The sequence below is a fragment of the Pseudomonas sp. KBW05 genome, assembly GCF_003852405.1.
Lineage (GTDB): Bacteria > Pseudomonadota > Gammaproteobacteria > Pseudomonadales > Pseudomonadaceae > Aquipseudomonas.
On the sequence record NZ_QAJM01000009.1, the window covers coordinates 362,118 to 388,828 of the forward strand.

26 protein-coding genes are annotated in these 26,711 nt (G+C 59.7%); 19 read left to right on the forward strand and 7 right to left on the reverse strand.

From position 1 onward, the window contains the following. The first annotated feature begins 87 nt into the window (after positions 1 to 87). Both nth and DBR46_RS10430 read left to right on the forward strand, forming a co-directional pair. Positions 88 to 726 carry an endonuclease III gene (gene nth / locus DBR46_RS10425; protein ID WP_124526112.1) on the forward strand — a complete coding sequence of 213 codons (639 nt, stop codon included), beginning with the start codon at positions 88 to 90 and terminating at the stop codon, positions 724 to 726. Between the two features lie 107 nt (positions 727 to 833). Continuing rightward, the gene (locus DBR46_RS10430; RefSeq protein ID WP_124526113.1) at positions 834 to 1,016 is read left to right on the forward strand and encodes a PA3496 family putative envelope integrity protein; all 183 of its coding nucleotides are present in this window, start codon (positions 834 to 836) and stop codon (positions 1,014 to 1,016) included. Between the two features lie 91 nt (positions 1,017 to 1,107). Here the strand turns inward: DBR46_RS10430 and DBR46_RS10435 are convergent, their stop codons facing one another. The 3 genes from DBR46_RS10435 to DBR46_RS10445 all read right to left on the reverse strand — a co-directional run bounded on the left by DBR46_RS10435 (position 1,108) and on the right by DBR46_RS10445 (position 4,632). Continuing rightward, positions 1,108 to 1,740 carry a response regulator transcription factor gene (locus DBR46_RS10435; RefSeq protein WP_122719714.1) on the reverse strand — a complete coding sequence of 211 codons (633 nt, stop codon included), beginning with the start codon at positions 1,738 to 1,740 and terminating at the stop codon, positions 1,108 to 1,110. A 636-nt stretch (positions 1,741 to 2,376) separates the two neighbouring features. After that, positions 2,377 to 3,594, reverse strand: coding sequence for an argininosuccinate synthase (locus DBR46_RS10440; RefSeq protein WP_017738284.1), 1,218 nt, complete (start codon positions 3,592 to 3,594; stop codon positions 2,377 to 2,379). Positions 3,595 to 3,723: 129 nt separating this feature from the next. Beyond that, on the reverse strand, positions 3,724 to 4,632 hold the full coding sequence (locus DBR46_RS10445; protein ID WP_124526114.1) for an OmpA family protein: 909 nt from the start codon (positions 4,630 to 4,632) through the stop codon (positions 3,724 to 3,726). A 156-nt stretch (positions 4,633 to 4,788) separates the two neighbouring features. Between DBR46_RS10445 and pyrC the strand changes: the two genes are divergently transcribed. Continuing rightward, positions 4,789 to 5,835, forward strand: coding sequence for a dihydroorotase (gene pyrC / locus DBR46_RS10450; protein ID WP_032891786.1), 1,047 nt, complete (start codon positions 4,789 to 4,791; stop codon positions 5,833 to 5,835). Next, the gene (gene rnt, locus DBR46_RS10455) at positions 5,832 to 6,503 is read left to right on the forward strand and encodes a ribonuclease T (RefSeq protein WP_017738287.1); all 672 of its coding nucleotides are present in this window, start codon (positions 5,832 to 5,834) and stop codon (positions 6,501 to 6,503) included. Before pyrC ends, rnt begins: the two co-directional genes overlap by 4 nt. A gap of 64 nt (positions 6,504 to 6,567) precedes the next feature. Here the strand turns inward: rnt and DBR46_RS10460 are convergent, their stop codons facing one another. Further along, positions 6,568 to 7,170, reverse strand: a complete 603-nt coding sequence (locus DBR46_RS10460; protein ID WP_003172097.1) for a peroxiredoxin — start codon at positions 7,168 to 7,170, stop codon at positions 6,568 to 6,570. Positions 7,171 to 7,411: 241 nt separating this feature from the next. On the opposite strand from DBR46_RS10460, the gene DBR46_RS10465 reads away from it, so the two are divergent. Together DBR46_RS10465 and bfr are read left to right on the forward strand one after the other, a co-directional pair. After that, positions 7,412 to 7,630, forward strand: a complete 219-nt coding sequence (locus DBR46_RS10465) for a bacterioferritin-associated ferredoxin (RefSeq protein ID WP_003208706.1) — start codon at positions 7,412 to 7,414, stop codon at positions 7,628 to 7,630. A 201-nt stretch (positions 7,631 to 7,831) separates the two neighbouring features. Then, positions 7,832 to 8,302, forward strand: coding sequence for a bacterioferritin (bfr, locus tag DBR46_RS10470; RefSeq protein ID WP_017738288.1), 471 nt, complete (start codon positions 7,832 to 7,834; stop codon positions 8,300 to 8,302). 69 nt (positions 8,303 to 8,371) lie between these two features. Here bfr and grxD read toward each other — a convergent pair whose 3' ends face one another. Both grxD and DBR46_RS10480 read right to left on the reverse strand, forming a co-directional pair. Further along, positions 8,372 to 8,710: a Grx4 family monothiol glutaredoxin gene (gene grxD, locus DBR46_RS10475; protein WP_017738289.1), complete on the reverse strand. Its 339-nt coding sequence runs from the start codon at positions 8,708 to 8,710 to the stop codon at positions 8,372 to 8,374. Between the two features lie 77 nt (positions 8,711 to 8,787). After that, complete coding sequence (locus DBR46_RS10480; protein ID WP_124526115.1) at positions 8,788 to 10,896, reverse strand: molybdopterin oxidoreductase family protein; 2,109 nt, start codon at positions 10,894 to 10,896, stop codon at positions 8,788 to 8,790. Positions 10,897 to 11,331: 435 nt separating this feature from the next. Here DBR46_RS10480 and argF point away from each other — a divergent pair, with 435 nt between their 5' ends. Both argF and DBR46_RS10490 read left to right on the forward strand, forming a co-directional pair. Continuing rightward, on the forward strand, positions 11,332 to 12,252 hold the full coding sequence (argF, locus tag DBR46_RS10485) for an ornithine carbamoyltransferase (RefSeq protein WP_124526116.1): 921 nt from the start codon (positions 11,332 to 11,334) through the stop codon (positions 12,250 to 12,252). Further along, positions 12,249 to 13,358: an ABC transporter ATP-binding protein gene (locus DBR46_RS10490; protein ID WP_124526117.1), complete on the forward strand. Its 1,110-nt coding sequence runs from the start codon at positions 12,249 to 12,251 to the stop codon at positions 13,356 to 13,358. The genes argF and DBR46_RS10490 overlap by 4 nt, the downstream gene beginning before the upstream one ends. Before the next feature lie 83 nt (positions 13,359 to 13,441). Here the strand turns inward: DBR46_RS10490 and ybaK are convergent, their stop codons facing one another. Beyond that, the gene (gene ybaK / locus DBR46_RS10495) at positions 13,442 to 13,912 is read right to left on the reverse strand and encodes a Cys-tRNA(Pro) deacylase (RefSeq protein ID WP_124526118.1); all 471 of its coding nucleotides are present in this window, start codon (positions 13,910 to 13,912) and stop codon (positions 13,442 to 13,444) included. 326 nt (positions 13,913 to 14,238) lie between these two features. Here ybaK and DBR46_RS10500 point away from each other — a divergent pair, with 326 nt between their 5' ends. The 11 genes from DBR46_RS10500 to DBR46_RS10550 all read left to right on the forward strand — a co-directional run bounded on the left by DBR46_RS10500 (position 14,239) and on the right by DBR46_RS10550 (position 26,703). Next, positions 14,239 to 15,096: an MIP/aquaporin family protein gene (locus tag DBR46_RS10500; RefSeq protein WP_124526119.1), complete on the forward strand. Its 858-nt coding sequence runs from the start codon at positions 14,239 to 14,241 to the stop codon at positions 15,094 to 15,096. A gap of 78 nt (positions 15,097 to 15,174) precedes the next feature. Continuing rightward, on the forward strand, positions 15,175 to 16,680 hold the full coding sequence (glpK, locus tag DBR46_RS10505; RefSeq protein WP_017738296.1) for a glycerol kinase GlpK: 1,506 nt from the start codon (positions 15,175 to 15,177) through the stop codon (positions 16,678 to 16,680). Between the two features lie 83 nt (positions 16,681 to 16,763). Beyond that, on the forward strand, positions 16,764 to 17,519 hold the full coding sequence (locus DBR46_RS10510) for a DeoR/GlpR family transcriptional regulator (RefSeq protein WP_034118315.1): 756 nt from the start codon (positions 16,764 to 16,766) through the stop codon (positions 17,517 to 17,519). 286 nt (positions 17,520 to 17,805) lie between these two features. Further along, positions 17,806 to 19,344 (forward strand): glycerol-3-phosphate dehydrogenase, encoded by a 1,539-nt coding sequence (gene glpD / locus DBR46_RS10515; protein ID WP_124526120.1) that lies wholly within the window; start codon positions 17,806 to 17,808, stop codon positions 19,342 to 19,344. A gap of 312 nt (positions 19,345 to 19,656) precedes the next feature. Next, positions 19,657 to 20,583 (forward strand): glutamate/aspartate ABC transporter substrate-binding protein, encoded by a 927-nt coding sequence (locus DBR46_RS10520; RefSeq protein ID WP_124526121.1) that lies wholly within the window; start codon positions 19,657 to 19,659, stop codon positions 20,581 to 20,583. Positions 20,584 to 20,777: 194 nt separating this feature from the next. Beyond that, positions 20,778 to 21,524, forward strand: coding sequence for an amino acid ABC transporter permease (locus DBR46_RS10525; RefSeq protein ID WP_017738299.1), 747 nt, complete (start codon positions 20,778 to 20,780; stop codon positions 21,522 to 21,524). Further along, positions 21,524 to 22,195, forward strand: coding sequence for an amino acid ABC transporter permease (locus DBR46_RS10530; protein WP_124526122.1), 672 nt, complete (start codon positions 21,524 to 21,526; stop codon positions 22,193 to 22,195). Before DBR46_RS10525 ends, DBR46_RS10530 begins: the two co-directional genes overlap by 1 nt. Next, complete coding sequence (locus tag DBR46_RS10535) at positions 22,192 to 22,926, forward strand: amino acid ABC transporter ATP-binding protein (RefSeq protein ID WP_017738301.1); 735 nt, start codon at positions 22,192 to 22,194, stop codon at positions 22,924 to 22,926. Before DBR46_RS10530 ends, DBR46_RS10535 begins: the two co-directional genes overlap by 4 nt. A gap of 203 nt (positions 22,927 to 23,129) precedes the next feature. After that, a complete protein-coding gene (locus DBR46_RS10540) occupies positions 23,130 to 25,031 on the forward strand; it encodes a sensor histidine kinase (protein ID WP_124526123.1) in 1,902 nt (633 codons plus the stop codon). Then, a complete protein-coding gene (locus DBR46_RS10545) occupies positions 25,028 to 26,365 on the forward strand; it encodes a sigma-54 dependent transcriptional regulator (RefSeq protein WP_124526124.1) in 1,338 nt (445 codons plus the stop codon). The genes DBR46_RS10540 and DBR46_RS10545 overlap by 4 nt, the downstream gene beginning before the upstream one ends. Then, positions 26,365 to 26,703: a GlpM family protein gene (locus DBR46_RS10550; RefSeq protein ID WP_124526125.1), complete on the forward strand. Its 339-nt coding sequence runs from the start codon at positions 26,365 to 26,367 to the stop codon at positions 26,701 to 26,703. Before DBR46_RS10545 ends, DBR46_RS10550 begins: the two co-directional genes overlap by 1 nt. Positions 26,704 to 26,711: the final 8 nt, after the last annotated feature.

The window sequence follows — 26,711 nt, forward strand, 5'->3', positions numbered from 1 at the left end:
TCCTATTGAGGTTGTTGCTTATAGGGCTCCGTGCCTGGAACCGCTTTTCACCATTACGCCGACCGTCTGCAAGGAATTGCCTGCCCCATGAACGCCGTAAAACGCCTGGAAATTTTCCGCAGGTTTCACGAAGACAATCCAGAACCGAAAACCGAACTGGCCTACTCTTCGCCATTCGAATTGTTGATTGCGGTGATTCTGTCGGCACAATCCACTGATGTGGGCGTGAATAAGGCCACGGCCAAACTGTACCCGGTGGCGAATACACCAGAGGCGATCCATGCCTTGGGCGTCGATGGCTTATCCGAATACATCAAGACGATTGGCCTTTACAACAGCAAGGCCAAAAATGTCATCGAGACCTGTCGGATGCTGGTGGAGTTGCACGGCGGTGAAGTGCCGCAAACACGCGAAGCCCTGGAGGCGCTGCCGGGTGTAGGCCGCAAAACCGCGAACGTTGTGCTCAATACGGCATTCCGACAGTTGACCATGGCGGTGGACACCCACATTTTCCGGGTCAGTAACCGGACGGGGATCGCTCGCGGCAAGAATGTGGTGGAGGTGGAAACCCAGCTGATGAAGTTCGTGCCCAAGCCCTATCTGCTCGACTCCCACCACTGGTTGATCCTGCACGGACGCTATGTTTGCCAGGCACGCAAGCCCCGCTGCGGCAGCTGTCGCATCGAAGACCTGTGTGAATACAAGGACAAGACGTCCGACGATTGAGTAATCATTGTTTTTTTCGATCAGTCGATTGAAAAAATCTTTTTTACCCATTCATGGATTATCGTTATAAGGAGCGCCAACGGCAGTCTTAGCCCGGAGTGAACCTTATGAGCACTGGCAAAGAACAACTGGATGTAGAAGACGACCTCGTCGCAGAATCGGATGACGATGGCGAAGCCCCCGTTGCGGAGGTAGCCAAGACCAATCTAAGCAAACGTCGCACTATCGACAATCTTCTGGAAGAGCGACGCTTGCAAAAACAACTGGCCGATTACGACTTCGACCTCTGACCTGCCCGTTTACGACCAGAAGCCTCCCTGACGGAGGCTTTTTGCTAGCTGGCTCACTGGCCGGATATCACGTGAGTTGTTGCACCCTCCCCTATACGAGCCCGTTGCGTTGGGCCAACTCAATCAGGTCTACCAGCGAGCGTGCATTGAGCTTGAGCAGCAAACGCGTCTTGTAGGTACTGACAGTCTTGTTGCTCAGGAACATGCCGTCGGCGATCTCCTTGTTGGTTTTACCGCGCGCCAACTGCTGCAGCACCATCATCTCCCGGCCCGAAAGGCGCTCGACCATATCGGCCTCACTCGCGTTGCCCATGGTTGAGCGCACCGAGTTCAACGCCTGGTTCGGGAAATAGCTGTAGCCGGAGAGCACCGCCTTGATGGCGCTCAACAACTCAGTCAAATCCTGCTGCTTGCAGACGTAACCCGCAGCGCCAGCCTGCATGCAACGCATGGAGAAATGACCAGGCGCCTGGGACGTCAGCACCAGCACCTTGAATGGAGCTGGCTGTTTGACGGAGGAAAGCCGGCAAATAACTTCCAGCCCATCGAGCTTGGGAATTCCAATATCCAGTATGACGATGTCCGGCATATGCTCCCGTGCAAGTTGCAACGCATCGACACCGTTATCGGTCTCGGCAACGACCTCATAACCATGACGCTCCATTAGCATACGCACAGCAAGACGAATGACGGGATGATCATCCACGATCAGCACTTTATTCATAAGGAAAGTCCAATTTCGCTGTTCGAATTATTCAGAGCAAGCACAATAGCCTAGTCGTTTCCTAGTTGGCATAGCGCTCCCCCCTGAGTAACAGCAAGCAGAGACCCAAGCCACAACGATATAGGAATAAGCCTACAAAAAAACACTGATTCAGATGTATCGAGTTTTACGGGGGCTTTCAGACTTTTCTGGGCCCACACATAATTTGAATGAAATATCCAACGGGTACGAGGCAAGCGGTAAAGGTAGCGCACATGACTTTCAGCAAATGCCCCTTGCTTGTTGCCTTCGCGCAGATAAGTCGACAAGAAAAACCCTATCATTTCAGTTCCCTTAAAAATATTCACTTACACCATTATTTCCTACAGACATTTCCCCAAGAAACACCCTTATCACACTTATATGAGTGAATATTCTGTAAGACATGGTTCCTATTTCGGTGTAAATAATTCATTTTCCTTTTAATACGCCACCCCAGAACATTTTCCTACACCCACAACACTTCAGAAGCGCTAACTACTCAACACTCTTTAAACATTGATAAACATTCCCCAACACACGGTATCGCCTTGCTTTTTTAACAGGCAAAAAAAAGGCCCCTTTAACAAGGGGCCTTTCTTAAAGCGTCACGGGCACTCAGAACAACTTGCGACCTTTGTTGGCCGCAATGCGCATGCGCAATGCGTTCAACTTGATAAAGCCCGCTGCGTCCGCCTGGTTGTAGGCACCGCCGTCTTCTTCGAAGGTGGCGATGTTGGCATCGAACAGCGACTCATCGGACTTGCGACCGGTGACGATCACGTTGCCCTTGTACAGCTTCAGGCGCACAACGCCGTTCACGTGGGCCTGGGAGGCATCGATCATCTGTTGCAGCATCAGGCGCTCAGGGCTCCACCAGTAGCCGGTGTAGATCAGGCTGGCGTACTTGGGCATCAACTCGTCTTTGAGGTGAGCCACTTCGCGGTCCAGGGTGATGGACTCGATAGCACGGTGAGCGCGCAGCATGATGGTGCCGCCTGGGGTTTCGTAGCAGCCACGGGACTTCATGCCCACGTAACGGTTCTCGACGATGTCGAGGCGGCCGATGCCGTGTTCGCCACCGATACGGTTCAGGGTCGCCAGCACGGTGGCCGGGGTCATTTCGACGCCGTCCAGCGCGACGATGTCGCCGTTGCGGTAGGTCAGCTCCAGGTACTGCGGCTTGTCTGGAGCGTTCTCCGGGGAGACGGTCCATTTCCACATGTCTTCTTCGTGCTCGGTCCAGGTGTCTTCCAGCACGCCACCTTCATAGGAGATGTGCAGCAAGTTGGCATCCATCGAGTACGGGGACTTCTTCTTGCCATGACGCTCGATCGGGATTGCGTGCTTTTCAGCGTAATCCATCAGCTTTTCACGGGACAGCAGGTCCCATTCACGCCAAGGGGCAATCACTTTCACGCCTGGCTTGAGGGCGTAGGCGCCCAGCTCGAAACGCACCTGGTCGTTGCCCTTGCCGGTGGCGCCATGGGAAATGGCGTCAGCGCCGGTTTCGTTGGCGATTTCGATCAGGCGCTTGGCGATCAGCGGACGTGCGATGGAGGTACCCAGCAGGTACTCGCCTTCGTAGACGGTATTGGCGCGAAACATCGGGAAAACGAAATCGCGGACGAATTCTTCGCGCAGGTCGTCAATGTAGATCTCTTTCACGCCCATGGCTTGCGCCTTGGCACGTGCAGGTTCGACCTCTTCGCCCTGACCCAGGTCAGCGGTGAAGGTCACCACTTCACAGTTATAAGTATCCTGCAGCCACTTGAGGATCACCGAAGTGTCCAGGCCGCCGGAATACGCGAGAACGACCTTGTTTACGTCGGCCATGCCATCACTCCACGGGGTTGTACGGAAAGGCGACGATTCTACCGATCAAAACCGTGAAATTACAGGGGCGCGACAGCAAATGAAGATAAAGCGACAGATTATGTCGAACGAGCGACCGATGGTCGCACGTCAGGAGGTAGCGGCTGGGTTGCTCGGCCCGGTGGCCGTGGGCGCCGGTTTCTCGGGGGCTGCCACCCGCTCCAGTTGAATATTGACGCGGCGGTTGCGCGCGCGGTTGGCGGCATTGGTGTTGGGCGCCAGGGGGTAGCTTTCGCCGTGGAACCGCAGGGTGACCTGCGACTCCTCAATGCCGTTGGCCTTGAAGTACTCCATGACTGCCAAGGCGCGCCGGCGCGAAACATCGCGATTGGTCAACCGATTGCCGCTGTTGTCCGAATGGCCATTGAGCTCGATGTGGTTGACGGTGGGGTCAGCCTTCATGAATTCAACAATCACCGCCAGCTTCTGCTTGGCTGCGGCGTCCAATTCGATGCCGCCACCTGGAAAGCCGACTTCCGTCTGCTTGACCTGGTCGTAGTTCATCGGCAGCAATTTGGCGGTACACAGTTGGTAGTCGCTGTAGGCCTTGTTGAAGCGCACCGGCAACAGGCGGATTTCCGAGTAGCCACCTTCGCGCCCGTAATGCCGAACCGTCGGCGAGCGCCCCTCAAGCAAGCCGTTGAAAAGCCGCCCCGCCTGGGCCTGGGAACTGTTGAACAACACATCGCCACTGCCGGCACGCACTGCACCCAGGTTGATATCACCCCGGCCAGGCTGCCAGGGTGCCGCAGCGGCCAACAAGGTCGCAGAACCTGCCCCCAGCGATCCGCCATAGGCTTTCAGACGAAACGTCGCCTGCTCGCCCGCCCGGCGCACGAACTCACCCGAACCGAAGTCGGTGATCGGCTGGGTCAGACGGCACTCAAACTTGTCGCCCTCCACCTTCCACTCAATATTCTCCAGACGTGTCTGGAACGTGAGGGCCATCGCAGGCAGGCTGGCGAACACACTGAGCAGGGCTAGATATTGCTGGCGCACGGGAGGCTCCACTGGTTTCTACAACACTTCAAAGCGTCATACATCGATAAGGCATACGAAAGGCTATCGGATGCATCCTGCAAAACTTGATAGCGAGTGCCTGCAAGAGTCTTTTCCGGTAGCATTCCCACCAGATTGACCCGCCTGGAATCCCCAATGTCCGACCGCCTGACCCTGCTGCGTCCCGACGACTGGCATATTCATCTTCGCGATGGTGCTGCGTTGCCCCAAACCGTGGCCGATGTTGCGCGCACGTTTGGCCGCGCCATCATCATGCCTAACCTGGTACCTCCGGTGCGTAATGCCGCTGAAGCCGACGCCTATCGCCAGCGTATCCTCGCTGCGCGGCCGGCCGGCAGCCGCTTCGAACCGCTGATGGTGCTCTACCTCACCGACCGCACCCAGCCCGAAGAGATTCGTGAAGCCAAGGCCAGCGGTTACGTGCACGCCGCCAAGCTGTACCCGGCTGGCGCGACCACCAACTCCGATTCCGGCGTGACCAGTATCGACAAGATCCTGCCGGCCATCGAAGCCATGGCCGAAGTCGGCATGCCGCTGCTGATTCACGGTGAAGTCACCCGTGGCGATGTAGACGTGTTCGACCGCGAGAAGATCTTCATCGACGAGCATATGCGCCGTGTGGTCGAGCTGTTCCCGACCCTCAAGGTGGTGTTCGAACACATCACCACCGCCGATGCCGTGCAGTTCGTCACCGAGGCTTCGGCCAACGTGGGCGCAACCATTACTGCCCATCACCTGCTGTACAACCGCAACCACATGCTGGTGGGCGGGATTCGGCCGCATTTCTATTGCCTGCCGATCCTCAAGCGCAACACCCACCAGGTGGCGTTGCTGGATGCCGCGACCAGCGGTAACCCGAAGTTCTTCCTCGGTACCGACTCGGCGCCCCACGCCCAGCATGCCAAGGAAGCCGCGTGCGGCTGTGCCGGTTGCTACACCGCTTATGCGGCGATCGAGCTGTACGCCGAAGCGTTCGAACAGCGCAACGCCCTGGACAAGCTTGAAGGTTTTGCCAGCCTCAACGGCCCGCGTTTCTACGGCCTGCCGGCAAATACCGACCGTATCACCCTGGTCCGTGAAGACTGGACCGCCCCTGCCAGCCTGCCGTTTGGCGAGCTGACCGTTATCCCGCTGCGCGCCGGTGAAACACTGCGCTGGCGCCTGCTGGAGGAAAGCAAGTGAGTGAAGACCATTACGACGACGAACACGAGCACAGTGGTGGCGGCTCCCGTCACCCGATGGCCGAGCGGTTTCGCGGCTATCTGCCGGTTGTCATCGACGTAGAAACCGGTGGTTTCAACTGCGCCACCGACGCGTTGCTGGAAATCGCCGCAACGACCATTGGCATGGATGAACAGGGTTTTGTGTTCCCGGAACACACCCACTTCTTCCGCGTCGAGCCGTTTGAAGGCGCGAATATCGAAGCAGCCGCTTTGGAGTTCACCGGCATCAAGCTCGATCACCCACTGCGCATGGCCGTGAGTGAAGAAGCCGCGCTGACCGATATCTTCCGTGGCGTGCGCAAAGCGTTGAAGGCCAATGGCTGCAAACGCGCGATCCTGGTCGGGCACAACAGCAGCTTCGACCTCGGCTTCCTGAACGCCGCCGTGGCGCGGTTGGACATGAAGCGCAACCCGTTCCACCCGTTCTCCAGCTTCGACACCGCCACCCTCGCAGGCCTGGCTTACGGCCAGACCGTACTGGCCAAAGCCTGCCAGGCAGCCGGTATCGACTTTGACGGTCGCGAAGCCCACTCGGCGCGCTACGACACCGAGAAGACGGCTGATCTGTTCTGCGGCATCGTCAATCGCTGGAAGCAGATGGGCGGCTGGGAAGATTTCGGCGACTGAGCCATTTCCCGCCCATAAAAAAACCGGCCTTCTCAGGCCGGTTTTTTTGTACCTCGACGCAGGCTTACAGCTTGCCAGCGTTCTCGGTCAGGTAAGCCGCAACGCCTTCTGGCGAAGCGTTCATGCCTTTGTCGCCTTTTTTCCAGTTGGCTGGGCAGACTTCGCCGTGCTCTTCGTGGAATTGCAGAGCGTCGACCAGGCGGATCAGCTCTTCCATGTTACGGCCCAGTGGCAGGTCGTTGATGATCTGGGAGCGTACAACGCCCTTGTCATCGATCAGGAACGCGCCACGGAAAGCTACGCCGCCTTCGGATTCAACGTCGTAAGCCTTGGCAATGTCGTGCTTCATGTCGGCAGCCATGGTGTATTTGACTTTGCCGATGCCGCCATCATTGATGGCGGTGTTGCGCCAGGCGTTGTGGGTGAAATGGGAGTCGATGGAAACGGCTACCACTTCAACGTTGCGCGCCTTGAAATCGTCCATGCGGTGGTCCAGAGCGATCAGCTCCGAAGGGCAGACGAAGGTGAAGTCCAGCGGGTAGAAGAACACCAGGCCGTATTTGCCTTTGATGGCTTCAGACAGCTTGAAGCTGTCAACGATTTCGCCATTGCCGAGGACGGCGGGTACGTCGAAATCCGGGGCTTGTTTGCCGACGAGTACGCTCATTGGGTATCTCCTGATGTGAGGGTGACGATTGAAGTAAAAGGACCGGCCCAGTCTGGCGCGCATAAGCGACAGCCCTGTGACGCAGTCACGCTTCGTGAAGATCGATCATCATACACTGAAAAAACCGTTCGTCAGTGCGGGCACGCTGCCAGCGAAGACCCTACGAATCCACTTTGACAATCATTCTCGTTAACATTAAGATCCACCGCACTTAAGCCTAAACCCGCGACGGTTCTCCCTTATGTATGTCTGCCTCTGTACTGGCGTCACCGACGGACAAATCCGCGAAGCAATCTACGAAGGTTGCTGCAGCTACAAGGAAGTGCGTGAAACCACCGGCGTTGCCAGCCAGTGCGGTAAATGTGCCTGCCTCGCCAAGCAAGTGGTACGGGAAACCCTGACGCAGCTGCAAACAGCCCAGGCCGCGATCCCTTATTCAGCAGAATTTACACACGCTTAAATCGGCGTGTTTTAAAGAACCGGACTCAGTGTCCGGTTTTTTTATGCCCGCAATTCAATTAGTTAGCGCCAAGACGCGGAACAGAAACATTCTTACTCCGATTAATTTTCATTTATTATTCAATAACTTAGGTTTGACACTAAGGTTTTCGCCGCTCAAACTCCGCCTTATACACAGCGATTACAGGGCAGGACCCCAGTCATGAAAGGCGACATCTCAGTCATCCAGCAACTCAACAAAATCCTTGCCAATGAACTGGTCGCGATCAATCAGTACTTCCTGCATGCACGCATGTATGACGATTGGGGCCTGGAAAAGCTCGGCAAGCGTGAATACAAAGAATCCATCAAGGCCATGAAGGACGCCGACGCGCTGATCAAGCGCATCCTGTTCCTGGAAGGCCTGCCGAACGTGCAGGACCTGGGCAAGCTGAACATCGGCGAGCACACCCAGGAAATGATCAGCAGCGACCTCAAGTTCGAGCAGAAGAGCCACAGCGACCTCAAGGCCGCCATCGCGCACTGCGAAACCAAAGGCGACTTCGGCAGCCGCGAACTGCTGGAAGATATCCTGGAAGACCAGGAAGAACACATCGACTGGCTGGAAACCCAACTGGGCCTGATCGACAAAGTCAGCCTGGAAAACTACCTGCAATCGCAGATGGGCGAATAAGCCCTCAGCATGCAGGTATAAAAAAGCCCCGCTCTCTCACGAGAAGCGGGGCTTTTTATTGCAGGCGCATCAAGCGTCGGTCTTGGCCGCCGCGTTTGCCGCTGCTTCTTTGATCAGCGCTTGCAGCGAACCATCAGCCGCCATCTCGACGATGATGTCGCTACCGCCGACCAGCTCACCGGCCACCCACAATTGTGGGAACGTAGGCCAGTTGGCGTACTTCGGCAGGTTGGCGCGGATTTCAGGGTTTTGCAGGATATCCACGTAAGCGAATTTCTCGCCGCACGCCATGATGGCCTGGGACGCCTTCGCGGAGAAACCGCACTGAGGAGCGTTAGGTGCGCCCTTCATGTAAAGCAGAATGGTGTTGGCAGCAATCTGCTCTTTGATCGTTTCGATGATATCCATGGAACACCTCGGCTGGAACTTTGCGACTCACAGGTCGGCACGGTGGCGCATTGTAACGCAAAATTCCAGCCGGGTGCTCAGGCAGCTGCTACCTGCACCGGAACGCCATTAAGCGCAGCGTTGCCCGACAACTCGTCCAATTGCCGTTCGTCCGTCAAGTCGTTCGCACTCGCCCCCGGCTGCCCGCTGGCGATGCTCATCTGCACGCCCGGGCGGCCATGGCCCCAGCCGTGGGGCAGGCTGACCACGCCGGGCATCATGTCCAGGCTGGCCAGTACTTCCACCTCGATCATACCAATGCGTGAACTCACACGCACCCGCTGGCCATCGCTCAACTGCCGGCTGGACAGGTCATCGGGATGCATCAGCAACTGATGCCGCGGCTTGCCCTTCACCAATCGGTGATAGTTATGCATCCAGGAATTATTGCTGCGCACATGCCGGCGCCCGATCAACAACAGCTCGTCAGCCACCGGCAGCGGCTGCGCGGCAAACCGCGCCAGGTCGGCCAGGATCACCGCTGGCGCCGCCTGCACCTTGCCATCTACGGTTTTCAGACGCTGGGCCAGGTTGGCCCTGAGCGGTCCCAGATCCACGCCATGGGGGTGATCGGCCAGCATCGCGACGGACAGCTTATGCTCGGACGCATCTCCGTACGCCCCGGCCCGTAGCCCGAAGTCGATCATCTGCGCCGGCGCCATGGTCGGCTTGAGCGCTGCCCCCGTCTGCGCGGCGAACGCCTGGGCCAAACCGACAAAGATCTCCCAGTCATGCAACGCGCCTTGTGGCTTGGGCAAGATCGCACGATTGAAACGGGTGACATTGCGCACGGCGAACATATTGAAGGTGGTGTCGTAGTGATCGTTTTCCAGGGCCGAGGTGGACGGCAGGATCAAGTCCGCGTAACGCGTGGTCTCGTTGATATAGAGGTCGATGCTGACCATGAACTCCAAGCCATCCAAAGCCTGTTCCAACTGACGACCGTTCGGCGTGGACAACACGGGGTTTCCGGCAACGGTCACCAGCGCGCGGATTTGCCCTTCGCCTTGCGTCAGCATTTCTTCAGCCAAGGCTGACACCGGCAACTCGCCGCCATACTCCGGGCGCCCGGAAACCCGGCTCTGCCAGCGGTTGAAATGCCCGCCGCCGGTGGACGCCACCAGGTCCACCGCCGGCGACGTGCACAACGCACCGCCGACCCGATCCAGGTTGCCGGTGACCAGGTTGATCAACTGCACCAGCCAATGGCACAACGTGCCGAACGCCTGGGTGGAAACTCCCATGCGCCCGTAACACACGGCCTTGTCCGCCGCCGCAAAGTCCCGCGCCAACTGGCGGATCTGCTCGGCCGGCACCGCACACAGGCGGCTCATGGCCTCAGCGGTAAACCCGGCAACGGCGCGTCGCACATCCTCCAGGCCTTCGACGGGCAAGTGACTGGCACGGGTGAGGTTTTCGCTAAACAACGTGTTGAGCACTGCGAACAACAACGCCGCATCCCCACCGGGGCGCACGAACACATGCTGGTCGGCCATCGCCGCCGTCTCACTGCGCCGTGGATCGACCACCACCACCTTGCCACCCCGTGCCTGGATGGCTTTCAGGCGTTTCTCCACATCGGGCACGGTCATGATGCTGCCGTTGGACGCCAGCGGGTTGCCGCCCAGGATCAGCATGAAGTCGGTGTGGTCGATGTCCGGGATCGGCAATAACAAGCCATGGCCGTACATCAGGTAGCTGGTGAGGTGATGGGGCAACTGGTCCACCGAGGTCGCGGAGAACCGGTTGCGCGTCTTGAGCTGGCCAAGGAAGTAGTTGCTGTGGGTCATCAGCCCATAGTTGTGCACGCTGGGGTTGCCCTGATAAACCGCCACCGCATTCTGCCCATGCCGGGCCTGGATGCCTGCCAGCCGTTCGGCTACCAGCGCAAACGCTTCTTCCCACGGGATGGGCCGCCATTCGCTGCCCACGCGCAACATCGGTTGGTGCAGGCGATCCGGGTCATTCTGGATGTCTTGCAATGCCACGGCCTTGGGGCAGATATGGCCACGGCTGAACGTGTCCAGCGGGTCACCCTTGATCGAGGTGATCGCCAGGCTGCCGTCGTCGGCGCACGTGGTTTCCAGGGTCAGGCCGCAGATGGCTTCACACAGATGGCAGGCACGGTGATGGAGAGTCTTGGTCATGGCCAGTCTCTTTATTAGGGCTTTGATTCAACTATGGGCCGCGACCGGCTGGGGCGCCACCAAGGTTCGTCCTGTGAATCGACGGACATCAGGCCAAGCCATGGGTAAGCATGAGTAAATGTTTCAGAAATTTCCCATATCGCCGCTGAAACCGACACAACCCGGCCCAGGCCCGCCCCAGCGGATTGCAAAAGGTTGCGGGGCCAGTGTACAAATGGCTCGCTGCTGTCAGGAATTCGTCTTCAAAAGCGCTCAGGCGCCCTTCTTGAACACCCCTAAAAACGTAGCCCCTATTGGTAAGACGCGACATTTAATGTCAATATCGCGCCTTCCCCTATTTCGTCGCCCCGTGCGGCTTTCGCCGCAGGTCTCGCCCGTTGTCACAATAAACAAGGCTTTGAGTATCTGCGGTCTGTTGCAAAAAGGTAGTTAATGATGAGCGCAAGGCACTTTCTCTCCCTGATGGATTGCACGCCCGAAGAGCTGGTCAGCGTGATCCGTCGAGGCATTGAGCTTAAAGACCTGCGTAACCGCGGCGTACTGTTCGAGCCTTTGAAAAACCGCGTGCTCGGGATGATTTTCGAGAAATCCTCGACCCGCACCCGCGTGTCTTTTGAAGCCGGCATGATCCAACTGGGTGGCCAAGCGATCTTCCTGTCATCGCGCGACACCCAACTGGGCCGTGGCGAGACCGTTGCCGACAGCGCCATCGTGATGTCGAGCATGCTCGATGCGGTGATGATCCGCACCTTTGCCCACAGTACTGTGACCGAATTTGCCGCCCACTCCCGCGTACCAGTGATCAACGGCCTGTCCGACGACCTGCACCCGTGCCAACTGCTGGCCGATATGCAAACCTTCCTTGAGCATCGCGGTTCGATCCAAGGCAAGACCGTGGCCTGGATCGGCGACGGCAACAACATGTGCAACAGCTATATAGAAGCGGCGATCCAGTTCGACTTCCAATTGCGCGTTGCCTGCCCGGAAGGCTACGAGCCTGACGCACGTTTCCTGGCACAAGCCGGCGACCGCGTCACCGTCGTACGTGACCCGCGCGAAGCGGTACTGGGCGCGCACCTGGTGAGCACCGACGTCTGGACCTCCATGGGCCAGGAAGAAGAAACCGCCAAGCGCCTGGCCCTGTTCGCACCGTTCCAGGTGACCCGCGCCCTGCTCGACCTGGCCGCACCGGATGTGCTGTTTATGCACTGCCTGCCGGCCCACCGCGGCGAAGAAATCAGCCTGGACCTGTTGGACGACACCCGTTCGGTCGCCTGGGACCAAGCCGAAAACCGCCTGCATGCGCAAAAGGCCCTGCTCGAATTCCTTGTGCCGCCGTCGTACCACCACGCATGAGCCAGCCATTCCTGCTGAACCTGCGCAATCTGGCATGCGGCTATCAAGATCAACGGGTGGTGCAGAACCTCAATCTGCACCTCAACGCCGGTGACATCGGCTGTCTGCTGGGCTCTTCGGGCTGCGGCAAGACCACCACCCTGCGGGCAATTGCCGGGTTTGAGCCGGTACACGAAGGGGAAATCAGCCTGGCGGGCGAAGTGATCTCCAGCGCCGGTTTCACCCTGGCACCGGAGAAGCGTCGCATCGGCATGGTGTTCCAGGACTACGCGCTGTTTCCCCACCTCAGCGTGGCGGACAACATCGCCTTCGGCATTCGCAAGCACCCGCAAAAAGACCGCGTGGTCGCCGAGCTGCTGGAACTGGTCAACCTGAAGAACCTGGGCAAGCGCTTCCCCCACGAGCTTTCCGGCGGCCAGCAACAACGCGTTGCCCTCGCCCGCGCCCTGGCGCCGGAACCGCAACTGCTGTTGCTGGATGAGCCGTTCTCCAACCTCGACGGCGAACTGCGGCGCAAGCTCAGCCACGAAGTGCGCGACATCCTCAAGGCGCGCGGCACCAGTGCGATCCTGGTGACCCATGACCAGGAAGAAGCGTTCGCCGTGAGTGATCAGGTCGGCGTCTTCAAGGAAGGCCGCCTGGAGCAATGGGACACGCCCTACAACCTCTATCACGAACCGCAGACAACCTATGTCGCGAGCTTTATCGGCCAGGGCTATTTCATCCGTGGCCAATTGAGTTCGCCGGAGTCGGTCAGCACCGAACTGGGCGACCTGCGCGGGAACCGCGCCTACCCTTGGCCAACCGGTGGTGCCGTGGATGTATTGCTGCGCCCCGACGACATCGTCTACGCGCCAGACAGCGCGTTGAAAGCGCGGATCGTGGGCAAGACCTTCCTCGGCGCATCGACCCTGTACCGCCTGCAACTGCCGACGGGCGCGCAGCTGGAGTCGATTTTTCCAAGCCACGCGGACCATCAGGTGGGGGCGGATGTGGGGATTCGGGTGGCGGCTGAACACTTGGTGTTGTTCCAGGCGTTCGGCAGTGTGGCGGCGCATATTCCTCAATCCGATTCAGGCGTGCGGCGCTACAGCCAAGCCCACTGACAAAACCGGATCAAAAATGTGGGAGCCCGCTCCCACACAAGCCCGCTCCCACATTGGTTTTGCATTGGCTTCAAAAGCAGGTTTCAGGCCCGGCCAATCGGCGCAAATGTGGCCTGGGTATGCTCCGCCAACACCGTCGCCGGCAGCTCAACCTCCAACCCCCTTCTCCCCGCACTCACAAAAATCGTCGCGAACGGCTGCGCCGTCTCATCGATAAATGTACGCAAGCGCTTCTTCTGCCCCAGCGGGCTGATCCCGCCCAGCAAGTAACCGGTAGAACGCTGCGCCGCTGCCGGGTCAGCCATTTCAACTTTTTTGACCCCCGCCGCGTGAGCCAGGGCTTTCAGGTCCAGACTTCCGACGACCGGCACCACCGCCACCAATAATTCGCCCTTCTCACTGCTGGCCAGCAAGGTCTTGAACACCTGCGCCGGATCCAGCGCCAATTTTTCCGCGGCCTCCAGGCCATACGAAGCAGCCTTGGGATCATGTTCATAACTGTGGATACGATGTTCGGCGCGAACTTTTTTCAACAGGTCCAATGCAGGGGTCATGCTGGCTCCAGGCGTGGCAAACAGATGGCCAATTCTAGGCCAACCCCGCGCAAAACGCTCTACTGCGCACGCTTCGACGTACACACACAATGTTACAAGCGTGATCATTCACAAGGTCAATAGTTTGAAAGTGACCAATGGTTCACTTTCGACCTTTGACAGCCGTCATTCTTGTCTATATTTTTTCGTTTCCGAATACTGTAGGAATGCACCTACAGCACTCGAGCAGTAAGCCGTGTCCGGGATGGGGATCCTTGCCACGGTGAAAATCGCGCAACGCTCCGTTGAGAGCGTGCGCCAGACAAGAACAACAACTGAGGTTTTCCATGACAACTGCTCTTCAACAGCCTTCACTTTCGAGCCAATGCATGGCCGAATTCCTGGGGACTGCGCTTCTGATCTTCTTCGGTACAGGATGCGTCGCCGCGCTCAAGGTCGCGGGTGCCAGCTTTGGTTTGTGGGAAATCAGCATTATCTGGGGGGTGGGCGTCAGCATGGCGATCTACCTGAGCGCCGGCATTTCCGGGGCTCACCTCAACCCGGCGGTAAGTATCGCCCTGTGCATTTTCGCCGACTTCGAAAAGCGCAAACTGCCCTTCTACATTCTCGCCCAGGTCGCTGGCGCCTTCTGCTCGGCCGCCCTGGTGTACACCCTCTACAGCAATCTGTTTTTCGATTACGAACAAACCCATCATATGGTGCGCGGCTCCCAGGCCAGCCTGGAATTGGCGTCGGTGTTCTCCACCTACCCCCATGCGCTGCTGAGCACCGCCCAGGCTTTCCTGGTGGAAATGGTCATCACCGCGATCCTGATGGGCGTGATCATGGCCCTCACCGATGACAACAACGGCCTGCCGCGCGGCCCGTTGGCCCCACTGCTGATCGGCCTGCTGATCGCCGTGATCGGTAGCGCCATGGGCCCGCTGACCGGCTTTGCGATGAACCCGGCACGGGATTTCGGGCCCAAGCTGATGACCTTTTTCGCTGGCTGGGGTGAAATAGCCTTTACTGGCGGCCGCGATATTCCTTACTTCCTGATTCCGGTTTTCGCGCCAATTGTCGGCGCATGCCTGGGTGCTGCGGCCTATCGCGGGCTGATCGCCCGTCATCTGCCGAGCGCCGCACCTGCTGCAGCAGAAGAAACACCTGACACGGCTGTCAACGGCAAGACCCGTATTTCCTGATAGCGCCAGCCTGGACGCACCTGCCCTTTTTGCGGCCCAGGCTGATTACCGACTTTCTTATTTCCCAAGGCATTCGACATGACCGACATTCAGAATAAGAACTACATCATCGCCCTCGACCAAGGCACCACCAGCTCGCGAGCGATCATCTTTGATCGTGACGCCAACGTGGTGTGCACCGCCCAGCGCGAGTTCGCCCAGCATTACCCGCAAGCCGGCTGGGTCGAGCATGACCCGATGGAAATCTTCGCCACCCAGAGCGCGGTGATGGTCGAGGCCCTGGCCCAGGCCGGCCTGCACCATGACCAGGTCGCCGCCATCGGTATCACCAACCAGCGTGAAACCACCGTAGTGTGGGACAAAATCACCGGCCGCCCGATCTACAACGCCATCGTCTGGCAGTGCCGCCGCAGCACCGAGATCTGCCAGCAGCTCAAGCGCGACGGCCACGAACAGTACATCAGCGACACCACGGGCCTGGTCACTGATCCGTACTTCTCCGGCACCAAGCTCAAGTGGATCCTCGACAACGTCGAAGGCAGCCGCGAGCGTGCGCGCAACGGCGAACTGCTGTTCGGCACCGTCGACAGCTGGCTGATCTGGAAATTTACCGGCGGCAAGACCCACGTCACCGACTACACCAACGCCTCGCGCACCATGCTCTTCAACATCCACACCCTGGAGTGGGATGCGAAGATGCTGGAGATCCTCGACATTCCGCGCGAGATGCTGCCGGAAGTGAAGTCGTCGTCGGAAATCTACGGCCGCACCAAAAGCGGCATCGCCATCGGCGGTATCGCCGGCGACCAACAGGCCGCACTGTTCGGCCAGATGTGCGTCGAAGCCGGCCAGGCCAAGAACACCTACGGCACCGGCTGCTTCCTGCTGATGAACACCGGCGACAAGGCGGTGAAATCCAAGCATGGCATGCTCACCACCATCGCGTGCGGCCCGCGTGGCGAAGTGGCCTACGCCCTGGAAGGCGCCGTGTTCAACGGCGGCTCCACCGTGCAGTGGCTGCGTGATGAGCTGAAAATCATCAACGACGCCCACGACACCGAATACTTCGCCGGCAAGGTCAAGGACAGCAACGGCGTGTACCTGGTGCCAGCCTTCACCGGACTGGGCGCTCCGTACTGGGACCCGTATGCCCGTGGCGCGCTGTTCGGCCTGACCCGTGGCGTACGTGTGGATCACATTATTCGTGCAGCCCTGGAGTCGATTGCCTACCAGACCCGTGACGTACTCGACGCCATGCAACAGGACTCCGGCGAACGCCTCAAAGCCCTGCGTGTGGACGGCGGCGCCGTGGCCAACAACTTCCTGATGCAATTCCAGGCCGACATCCTCGGCACCCAGGTCGAGCGCCCGCAAATGCGCGAAACCACTGCACTGGGCGCGGCCTACCTGGCTGGCCTGGCGTGCGGTTTCTGGGGCAGCCTGGACGAGTTGCGCGGCAAGGCGGTGATCGAGCGCGAATTCGAACCACAACTGGACGAAGCGGCGAAAGAGAAGCTCTACGCCGGCTGGCAAAAAGCCGTTAGCCGCACCCGTGACTGGGAGCCCCACGAAGGCGCCGAATAAGCCAACGTCAGGTTGTAACTGGCCGGGAGCCGATTCCTGCGTCATCATGGGCCACTTTTGTATGGCAGCCCAAAGGACGCCCAATGAATCTGCCTCCCCGCCAACAACAAATCCTCGAACTGGTCCGCGAACGCGGCTACGTCAGTATCGAGGAAATGGCGCAGCTGTTCGTCGTCACCCCGCAAACCATCCGCCGCGATATCAACCAGCTGGCGGACGCCAATCTGCTGCGCCGCTACCACGGCGGCGCGGCCTATGACTCCAGTGTCGAAAACACCGCGTACGCCATGCGTGCCGACCAGATGCGCGACGAGAAACAGCGCATCGGCGAAGCCATTGCCGCACAGATCCCCGACCACGCCTCGTTGTTCATCAATATCGGCACCACCACCGAATCCATCGCCCGTGCGTTGCTCAACCACAACCACCTGAAAATCATCACCAACAACCTCAACGTCGCCACCATGCTCAGTGCCAAGGACGACTTCGACGTGCTGCTGACCGGCGGCAACGTGCGCCGCGATGGCGGTGTGGTGGGCCAGGCCAGCGTGGATTTCATCAACCAGTTCAAGGTGGATTTTGCCTTGGTCGGGATCAGCGGCATTGATGAAGATGGCAGCCTGCTGGACTTTGATTACCAGGAAGTGCGGGTGTCCCAGGCGATCATCGCCAACGCGCGCCAGGTGATCCTGGCGGCGGACTCGAGCAAATTTGGGCGCAATGCCATGATTCGCCTGGGGCCGATCAGCCTGGTGGATTGTCTGGTTACGGACCAACAGCCGGTGCCGGCGTTGGTGCAGTTGTTGAATGATCATAAGGTGCGGCTGGAAGTCGTTTAGCGCCTGTACCGCCGCCTTCGCGGGCAAGCCCGCTCCCACATTCAACCGCATTCCCATGCTGGAACTCGGTCCACTGTGGGAGCGGGCTTGCTCGCGAAGGCGATCTATCTAGCACCGACCTCCCCAAGCCTGCATCTGGCTCATGTTCACAAATTTTCCTTCTACAGCCCTTCGATGAATTTTTTCAATCAAAGTCGGGTGGCTGCGCGCGCGTTTATCAGCTACCATTTTCGCAAATGAACATTAATGTTCGAATTCCAAGACGAAAAAATCGCGAGGCCAGCCGATGAACCCTTCCACCTTGCCTGCTCCACCGCTTGCCGAAGTCTATGACGTCGCCGTAATCGGCGGTGGGATCAATGGCGTCGGCATTGCAGCAGACGCAGCCGGGCGCGGTTTGTCGGTGTTCCTTTGCGAAAAGGACGACCTGGCCAGCCACACCTCTTCCGCCAGCAGCAAGCTGATCCACGGCGGCCTGCGCTACCTCGAACATTACGAATTCCGCCTGGTGCGCGAAGCCCTCGCCGAACGTGAAGTGCTGCTGGCCAAGGCCCCGCACATCGTCAAGCAGATGCGTTTCGTGTTGCCGCACCGCCCGCACCTGCGCCCGGCGTGGATGATCCGTGCCGGTCTGTTCCTGTACGACCACCTCGGCAAGCGCGAAAAACTCGCGGGTTCGAAAAGCCTCAAGTTTGGCGCCGACAGCCCGCTGAAAAGCGAAATCACCAAAGGCTTCGAATACTCCGACTGCTGGGTCGATGACGCCCGCCTCGTGGTGCTGAACGCCATGGCCGCCCGTGAAAAAGGCGCACATATCCACACCCAGACCCGTTGCATCAGCGCGCACCGCAGCAAGGGCCTGTGGGAAATGAACATGGAACGCGCCGACGGCAGCCTGTTCTCGATCCGCGCCCGCGCACTGGTAAACGCCGCAGGCCCGTGGGTCGCCAAGTTCATCAAGGATGACCTCAAGCTGGATTCGCCCTACGGCATCCGCTTGATCCAGGGCAGCCACCTGATCGTGCCGAAACTCTACGAAGGCGCTCACGCCCACATCCTGCAGAACGAAGACCAGCGCATCGTCTTCACCATTCCGTACCTGAACCACTTGACTATCATCGGCACCACCGACCGCGAATACACCGGTGACCCGGCGAAAGTGGCAATCACCGAGGGTGAAACCGACTACATGCTCAAGGTGGTCAACGCGCACTTCAAGAAGCAACTGAGCCGCGACGACATCGTGCACACCTACTCTGGCGTGCGCCCGCTGTGCAACGACGAGTCGGACAACCCGTCGGCCATCACCCGCGACTACACCCTGGCGCTGTCCGGCGGCACGGGCGAGGCGCCGATCCTGTCGGTGTTCGGCGGCAAGCTGACCACCTACCGCAAGCTCGCCGAGTCGGCGATGGCGCAACTGGCGCCGTACTTCACGCAGATGCGCCCAAGCTGGACCGCCAAGGCCAGCCTGCCCGGCGGCGAAGACATGACCACGCCCGAAGCCCTGGCCGAAGCGATTCGCCAGAAGTTCGACTGGGTGCCGAGCGAAATCGCGCGCCGCTGGTCCACCACCTATGGCAGCCGCACCTGGCGCTTGCTGGAAGGCGTGCAGTCGCTGGCAGACCTGGGCGAGCACCTCGGTGGCGGCCTGTACACCCGCGAAGTCGATTACCTGTGCACCGAAGAATGGGCGACCCAGCCCCAGGACGTACTGTGGCGCCGCACCAAGCTCGGCCTGTTCACCACGCCGGAAGAACGGGACAACGTGCAGCGTTATCTGTCCAAGGTTGAGCGCAATCGCGGCAAGATCGAAGCGGCCTGACAGACCGTTCGTACAAAAGCCCCTGCACCGGAAGGTCCAGGGGCTTTTTTATGACTTCGGCCATTCGGTTTTCCGAACACAACCCCCGCACCCATTCGGTTTGCCGGATCAAATCCAGGAAAATCCGTCGTCACACAAAGTTAATCTCCATATAAATCATAGAGTTAACCTTTTATTTAAGGTCTGGCACGACTCATGCTCTACACTCCATGACGATTGCCTGAGACGCCTCAGGAGCCGTCACGGGCATTCGCTGTACAAGAGAGCCGTCTAGCCGGCTTCATAAAAAAAACAAATGTCGAGGAAGTATTGATGCGCATCGTTCCCCATATCCTGGGCGCAGCTATCGCTGCTGCTCTGATCAGCACTCCAGTTTTCGCCGCCGAACTCACCGGCACACTGAAGAAAATCAACGACTCCGGCACCATCACCCTCGCGCACCGCGACAGCTCCATTCCGTTTTCCTACATCGCGGATGGTTCGGGCAAGCCAGTGGGCTACTCCCACGACATTCAGTTGGCCGTCGTTGAACAACTGAAAAAAGACCTGAACAAACCCGACCTGAAGGCCAAGTACAACCTGGTGACTTCGCAAACCCGTATTCCGCTGATCCAGAACGGCACCGCGGACCTCGAGTGCGGCTCCACCACCAACAACGCCGAACGCGCCCAGCAAGTTGATTTCACCGTCAACATCTTCGAAATCGGCACCCGCCTGCTGGTCAAGAAAGACAAGGATGGCAAGCCGTCCTACGCTGACTTCGCCGACCTCAAAGGCAAGAACGTCGTGACCACCGCTGGCACCACGTCCGAGCGCATCATCAAGGCGATGAACGCCGACAAGCAGATGGGCATGAACGTCATCTCCGCCAAAGACCACGGCGAATCCTTCCAGATGCTGGAAAGCGGCCGCGCCGTAGCCTTCATGATGGACGACGCCCTGCTGGCCGGTGAAGAAGCCAAGGCCAAGAAGCCGGACGACTGGGTCATCACCGGTACTCCACAGTCCTTCGAAGCGTACGCGTGCATGGTGCGTAAAGACGACCCAGCCTTCAAAAAAGCTGTCGATGACGCCATCGTCGCCCTGTACCAATCCGGCGAGATCAACAAGATCTACAGCAAGTGGTTCGAGAGCCCGATCCCACCAAAAGGCCTGAACCTGAACTTCCCGATGAGCGACAAGGTGAAGGAGCTGATCGCCAACCCAAGCGACAAACCAGCGCCTGACGTAAAAATCTGATACCTGACTAAGCTTATCTCCTGAGGGAGCCAACCCTCCCTCAGGCGTCTGTTACTACCTGCTGGCTTTTATTTGGAACACTCGACCTGGCGGTTTTCGAGCCGATCTTGTGTGCCTGGCGTTCACCGCCGGGCGGGAATGGATTTTCCCCAAGCGGGTGCTTGTACATTGATCGACTTCGAGGGGAGACCCTAATGAATTACAACTGGGACTGGGGCGTGTTCTTCAAGTCCACCGGCGTGGGCAGCGAGACTTATCTCGACTGGTACATCGCCGGCTTGGGCTGGACCATCGCCATCGCTGTCGTGGCATGGATTATCGCCTTGCTGCTGGGCTCCATTCTGGGGGTCATGCGCACCGTGCCAAACCGCCTCGTATCGGGCATCGCGACCTGCTACGTGGAACTGTTTCGTAACGTGCCGCTGCTGGTGCAGCTGTTCATCTGGTACTTCCTGATCCCTGACCTGCTGCCGCAAAACCTGCAGGACTGGTACAAACAAGACCTCAACCCGACCACCTCGGCCTACCTGAGCGTTGTCGTGTGCCTGGGCCTGTTCACCGCCGCCCGTGTGTGCGAGCAAGTACGCACCGGCATCCAGGCGCTGCCACGGGGCCAGGAATCCGCCGCGCGGGCCATGGGCTTCAAGCTGCCGCAGATCTACTGGAACGTGCTGCTGCCCCAGGCCTACCGGATCATCATTCCGCCGCTTACCTCGGAATTCCTCAACGTGTTCAAGAACTCCTCCGTGGCGTCCTTGATCGGCCTGATGGAATTGCTGGCGCAAACCAAGCAGACCGCCGAGTTCTCGGCCAACCTGTTTGAAGCCTTCACCCTGGCCACGCTGATCTACTTCACCCTGAACATGAGCCTGATGCTGCTCATGCGCCTGGTCGAGAAGAAAGTCGCAGTGCCCGGCCTGATCTCCGTGGGGGGTAAATAATGGAACTCGATTTCAGCGGTATCATCCCCGCCATCCCGGGCCTGTGGAACGGCATGGTCATGACCCTGCAGTTGATGGTCATGGGCGTAGTCGGCGGCATCGCGTTGGGCACCGTGCTCGCGCTGATGCGCCTGTCATCCAGCAAACTGCTGTCGCGCCTGGCCGGCGCCTACGTGAACTACTTCCGCTCGATCCCATTGCTGCTGGTGATCACCTGGTTCTACCTGGCGGTGCCGTTCGTGTTGCGCTGGATCACTGGCGAAGACACCCCGATCGGCGCGTTCACGTCCTGCGTCGTGGCGTTCATGATGTTCGAAGCCGCGTACTTCTGTGAAATCGTACGGGCCGGCGTGCAGTCGATCCCCAAGGGCCAGATGGGCGCAGCGCAAGCGATGGGCATGACCTATGGCCAGACCATGCGCCTGATCATCCTGCCCCAGGCGTTCCGCAAGATGACCCCGTTGCTGCTGCAACAGTCGATCATCCTGTTCCAGGACACCTCGCTGGTCTACACCGTGGGCCTGGTGGACTTCCTCAACTCCGCCCGCTCCAACGGCGACATCATCGGCCGCTCCAATGAGTTCCTGATCTTTGCCGGTGTCGTCTACTTCATCATCAGCTTTTCCGCCTCGCTGCTGGTCAAGCGTCTGCAAAAAAGGTTTGCCGTATGATCTCTATCAAGAACATCAACAAGTGGTATGGCGACTTCCAGGTGCTGACCGATTGCAGCACTGATGTCAAAAAAGGCGAAGTGATCGTGGTGTGCGGGCCGTCCGGCTCGGGCAAGTCCACCCTGATCAAGTGCGTCAACGCACTGGAACCGTTCCAGAAGGGCGACATCATCGTGGACGGCACCTCCATCGCCGACCCGAAGACCAACCTGCCGAAACTGCGCTCGCGCGTAGGCATGGTGTTCCAGCACTTCGAACTGTTCCCGCACCTGACCATCACCGAAAACCTGACCATCGCGCAGATCAAGGTGCTGGGCCGCAGCAAGGAAGAAGCCACCAAGAAAGGCCTGCAACTGCTTGAGCGCGTGGGCCTGTCGGCGCATGCCCACAAGCACCCCGGCCAACTCTCCGGCGGCCAGCAGCAACGTGTGGCGATTGCCCGCGCGCTGGCCATGGACCCGATCGTCATGCTGTTCGACGAACCGACCTCGGCCCTCGACCCGGAAATGGTCAACGAAGTGCTCGACGTGATGGTGCAACTGGCCCAGGAAGGCATGACCATGATGTGCGTGACCCACGAAATGGGCTTCGCCCGCAAAGTGGCCGACCGCGTGATCTTCATGGACGCCGGCAAGATCATCGAAGACTGCCCGAAAGAAGAGTTCTTCGGCGACATCAGCGCCCGCTCCGAACGCGCGCAGCACTTCCTTGAGAAAATCCTGCAACACTAAGTCCTACACAGCTTCCACTGTAGAAACCGGGCCCATGTGACAGTGGGCTTGTGTGGGAGCGGGCTTGCTCGCGAAGGCGTAGTGTCAGTCGATAGGTTGTTCATTGACCCACCGCATTCGCGAGCAAGCCCGCTCCCACACAAGCCTGCTCCCACATTGGTCCGCGCAGGATGGCTAGCTCTGGTTGACCCAAGGCATCTGTGATGAAATGCGACCCCAACCAATTTCGCGCCGCACCGCCATCACTTGCCGTGAAACCACGCCTGATTCGCCAGCTGTTCCTGCCGCCGTTGATCATCGCCCTGATGATCGGCCTGGGTTATGTCGGCTTCTGGATCAGTGAGTACTATGGCATCCGCACCCTCAGCGACACTGGCGAACGCCAGTTGGAGCTGCATGCCCGCACCGTCGAAAGCGAACTGAGCAAATACACCTACCTGCCGAGCCTGCTGGAGCTGGAAGCCAGCGTCTCCAAGCTACTGGCCGAGCCGAGTCAGGAAACCCGCAAATCGGTCAACGACTACCTTGAAGGCCTGAACCGACGCAGTCGCAGCCGGGCCATCTACGTGATGGACACCACCGGCCGCGTGCTGGCCACCAGTAACTGGCGCGATGCCGACAGTTACCAGGGTGAAGACCTGTCCTTTCGCGCCTATTTCCAGAACGCCGTACGCGGCCAGCCCGGGCGTTTCTACGGCATCGGCAGCACCAATGGCGAGCCCGGCTACTACCTGGCCCACGGCCTGGAAGAACACGGCAAGATCATCGGCGTGGCCGTGGTCAAAGTGCGCCTCGAAGCTCTGGAAGAGCGCTGGCAGCGCGCGCGCCTCGAAGCATTTGTCAGCGACGAGAACGGCATCATCATCCTCTCCAGCGACCCGGCCCGCCGCCTCAAGGCCGTGCGCCCGTTGAGCGACGACACCAAGGACCGCCTGGCCCACAGCCTGCAATATTACTGGGCGACGCTCAACGAGCTGGAACCCCTGGCCCGCGAACGCCTCAACGAGGGCACCGAGAAGCTCACCTTCCCGGCCAACAGCGAAGTGGTCAACGACGAGCACGAAGTCAGCTACCTGGCGCAAACCCGCCCGCTCAACGACACGCCGTGGAACTTCACCCTGCTCACCCCGCTCAACGACCTGCGCCGCGCCGCGATCAATCAGGGCATTCTGGTGGCCGTGGCCTTTGGCCTGGTGGCCTTCCTGCTGATCGCCTGGAACGAGCGGCGCAAGGTCATCGCCACCCGCCTCGCTGCGCGGGAAGCCTTGCAGGAAGCCAACAGCCAGCTGGAGCGTCGTATTGCCGAACGCACCACCGACCTGCGCGCCAGCAACGAACGGCTCAAGGGCCAGATCCGCGAACGGCGCCAGGCCGAAGAAACCCTGCGGCGCGCCCAGGATGAGCTGGTGCAAGCCGGCAAACTGGCGGCCATCGGCCAGATGTCCACCAGCATCGCCCACGAATTGAACCAGCCGCTGGCCGCACTGCGCACCTTGTCCGGCAATACCGTGCGCTTCCTTGAACGCGGCGCCCTGGACACCGCCAGCGCCAACCTCAAGACCATCAACGAACTGATCGACCGCATGGGCCGCATCACCGCCAGCCTGCGCTCGTTTGCCCGACGCGGTGACGACCAGGGCGAAGCCAACCTGGGCAAGGCGGTGGATGCCGCGTTCCAGGTCCTCGGCGCACGCCTGGACAGCCTGCCACTGACCGTACACAGGGACTTTTCCCACGCCCAATTGCAGATTGATCAGACGCGCCTGGAGCAGATCCTGGTTAACCTGATCGGCAACGCCCTTGACGCCATGCAAGCTCAGCCGGCCCCCGAACTGTGGCTGGACGGCAGCAGCGCCGAGGGCAAATACCGCCTGCACGTGCGCGACAATGGCCACGGCATCGACCCCGAGGCGCGCAAGCATTTGTTCGAACCGTTTTTCACCACCAAACCCGGCGAGCAAGGCCTGGGCCTGGGCCTGACCCTGTCCGCCAGCCTCGCCGCGGCCACCGGCGGCAACCTTGCCGTGGAGCATCCGGTCGGTGGTGGTACCGCCTTTGTCCTGTGCCTGCCGTTGGCAGGCGCTCAAAAAGCTGAGCCGACATGACTACTGATCCCAAAGACCTCACCGTCCTGATTGTCGAGGACGACCCCCACGTACTGCTGGGCTGCCAGCAAGCCCTGGCCCTGGAAGATATTCCCAGCGTCGGCGTGGCCAGTGCCGAAGAGGCGCTCAAGCGCATCGGCGAGAACTTCGCGGGCATTGTCATCAGCGATATCCGCCTGCCGGGCATCGACGGCCTGGAGTTGCTGACCCGCCTCAAGGCCCTGGATAAGAGCCTGCCAGTGGTGCTGATCACCGGGCATGGCGATATCTCCATGGCCGTCGGCGCGATGCGCAACGGCGCCTATGACTTCATGGAAAAACCCTTCTCTCCCGAGCGCCTGGTAGACGTCGCCCGCCGCGCCCTGGAACAACGCGGGCTGGCGCGGGAAGTGTGGGCGCTGCGCCGTCAGCTGGCCGAGCGTGATTCCCTGGAAGGCCGCATCATCGGCCGCTCGCCAGCCATGCAGAACCTGCGCGAGCTGATCGCCAACGTCGCCGACACCTCGGCCAACGTGCTGATCGAAGGCGAGACCGGCACCGGCAAGGAACTGGTCGCCCGTTGCCTGCATGATTTCAGCCGCCGCCACGCGCACCAATTCGTCGCCCTGAACTGCGGCGGCCTGCCCGAGAACCTGTTCGAAAGCGAGATTTTCGGCCACGAAGCCAACGCTTTCACCGGCGCAGGCAAACGCCGCATCGGCAAGATCGAACACGCCCACGAAGGCACGCTGTTCCTCGACGAAGTGGAAAGCATGCCGATCAACCTGCAGATCAAATTGCTGCGGGTGTTGCAGGAACGCACCCTCGAACGCCTGGGCTCGAACCAGAGCGTGGCCGTGGATTGCCGGGTGATCGCCGCCACCAAGTCCGACCTCGACGAACTGAGCCGCGCCAGCCAGTTCCGCAGCGACCTGTATTACCGCCTCAACGTGGTGACCCTGGAACTGCCGCCCCTGCGCGAACGCCGCGAAGACATCCTGCAACTGTTCGAACACTTCCTGCAGCAGTCGTCCCTGCGCTTTGACCGCGCCACGCCGGAGCTGGACAATCAGACCGTGTCGAGCCTGATGAGCCACGACTGGCCGGGCAACGTGCGCGAACTGCGCAACGTCGCCGAACGCTTCGCCCTCGGCCTGCCCGCCTTCAAGAAAAGTGGCGCCGCCGGCAGCGGCCAAGGCCTGGCCTTCACCGAAGCGGTGGAAGCCTTCGAACGCAACCTGCTGGGCGACGCCCTGCAACGCAGCGGCGGCAACCTGACCCAGGCCAGCCTGGAGCTGGGCATGGCCAAGACCACCTTGTTCGACAAGGTCAAGAAATACGGGCTGAGCCACTGATGGATCTATTCTTGAAAGCCGCCCTGGGCGCGGCCGTCGTGTTGATCCTGGCCGCACTGGCCAAGACCAAAAACTACTACATTGCGGGGCTGGTGCCGCTGTTTCCGACCTTCGCGCTGATCGCCCACTACATCGTCGGCAAGGGCCGTTCGGTGGAGGATTTGAAGACCACGATCCTGTTCGGGATGTGGTCGATCATTCCGTATTTTGTGTATTTGGCGACGTTGTATGTGGTGGTGGATCGGTTGCGGCTTGAAGCCTCGCTGGCCGTCGCCGCAGTGGCCTGGCTGATGGCCGCGACTGTGCTGGTAAGCATCTGGGTCCGCGTCCACACCTGACCCAACTC

Coding starts and splice junctions, on each gene's coding strand:
- nth (WP_124526112.1), top strand. CDS start 88: ATGAACGCCGTAAAACGCCTGGAAATTTTCCGCAGGTTTCACGAAGAC.
- DBR46_RS10430 (WP_124526113.1), top strand. CDS start 834: ATGAGCACTGGCAAAGAACAACTGGATGTAGAAGACGACCTCGTCGCA.
- DBR46_RS10435 (WP_122719714.1), bottom strand. CDS start 1,740: ATGAATAAAGTGCTGATCGTGGATGATCATCCCGTCATTCGTCTTGCT.
- DBR46_RS10440 (WP_017738284.1), bottom strand. CDS start 3,594: ATGGCCGACGTAAACAAGGTCGTTCTCGCGTATTCCGGCGGCCTGGAC.
- pyrC (WP_032891786.1), top strand. CDS start 4,789: ATGTCCGACCGCCTGACCCTGCTGCGTCCCGACGACTGGCATATTCAT.
- DBR46_RS10460 (WP_003172097.1), bottom strand. CDS start 7,170: ATGAGCGTACTCGTCGGCAAACAAGCCCCGGATTTCGACGTACCCGCC.
- DBR46_RS10465 (WP_003208706.1), top strand. CDS start 7,412: ATGTATGTCTGCCTCTGTACTGGCGTCACCGACGGACAAATCCGCGAA.
- bfr (WP_017738288.1), top strand. CDS start 7,832: ATGAAAGGCGACATCTCAGTCATCCAGCAACTCAACAAAATCCTTGCC.
- grxD (WP_017738289.1), bottom strand. CDS start 8,710: ATGGATATCATCGAAACGATCAAAGAGCAGATTGCTGCCAACACCATT.
- DBR46_RS10480 (WP_124526115.1), bottom strand. CDS start 10,896: ATGACCAAGACTCTCCATCACCGTGCCTGCCATCTGTGTGAAGCCATC.
- argF (WP_124526116.1), top strand. CDS start 11,332: ATGAGCGCAAGGCACTTTCTCTCCCTGATGGATTGCACGCCCGAAGAG.
- DBR46_RS10490 (WP_124526117.1), top strand. CDS start 12,249: ATGAGCCAGCCATTCCTGCTGAACCTGCGCAATCTGGCATGCGGCTAT.
- ybaK (WP_124526118.1), bottom strand. CDS start 13,912: ATGACCCCTGCATTGGACCTGTTGAAAAAAGTTCGCGCCGAACATCGT.
- DBR46_RS10500 (WP_124526119.1), top strand. CDS start 14,239: ATGACAACTGCTCTTCAACAGCCTTCACTTTCGAGCCAATGCATGGCC.
- glpK (WP_017738296.1), top strand. CDS start 15,175: ATGACCGACATTCAGAATAAGAACTACATCATCGCCCTCGACCAAGGC.
- DBR46_RS10510 (WP_034118315.1), top strand. CDS start 16,764: ATGAATCTGCCTCCCCGCCAACAACAAATCCTCGAACTGGTCCGCGAA.
- glpD (WP_124526120.1), top strand. CDS start 17,806: ATGAACCCTTCCACCTTGCCTGCTCCACCGCTTGCCGAAGTCTATGAC.
- DBR46_RS10520 (WP_124526121.1), top strand. CDS start 19,657: ATGCGCATCGTTCCCCATATCCTGGGCGCAGCTATCGCTGCTGCTCTG.
- DBR46_RS10525 (WP_017738299.1), top strand. CDS start 20,778: ATGAATTACAACTGGGACTGGGGCGTGTTCTTCAAGTCCACCGGCGTG.
- DBR46_RS10530 (WP_124526122.1), top strand. CDS start 21,524: ATGGAACTCGATTTCAGCGGTATCATCCCCGCCATCCCGGGCCTGTGG.
- DBR46_RS10535 (WP_017738301.1), top strand. CDS start 22,192: ATGATCTCTATCAAGAACATCAACAAGTGGTATGGCGACTTCCAGGTG.
- DBR46_RS10540 (WP_124526123.1), top strand. CDS start 23,130: ATGAAATGCGACCCCAACCAATTTCGCGCCGCACCGCCATCACTTGCC.
- DBR46_RS10545 (WP_124526124.1), top strand. CDS start 25,028: ATGACTACTGATCCCAAAGACCTCACCGTCCTGATTGTCGAGGACGAC.
- DBR46_RS10550 (WP_124526125.1), top strand. CDS start 26,365: ATGGATCTATTCTTGAAAGCCGCCCTGGGCGCGGCCGTCGTGTTGATC.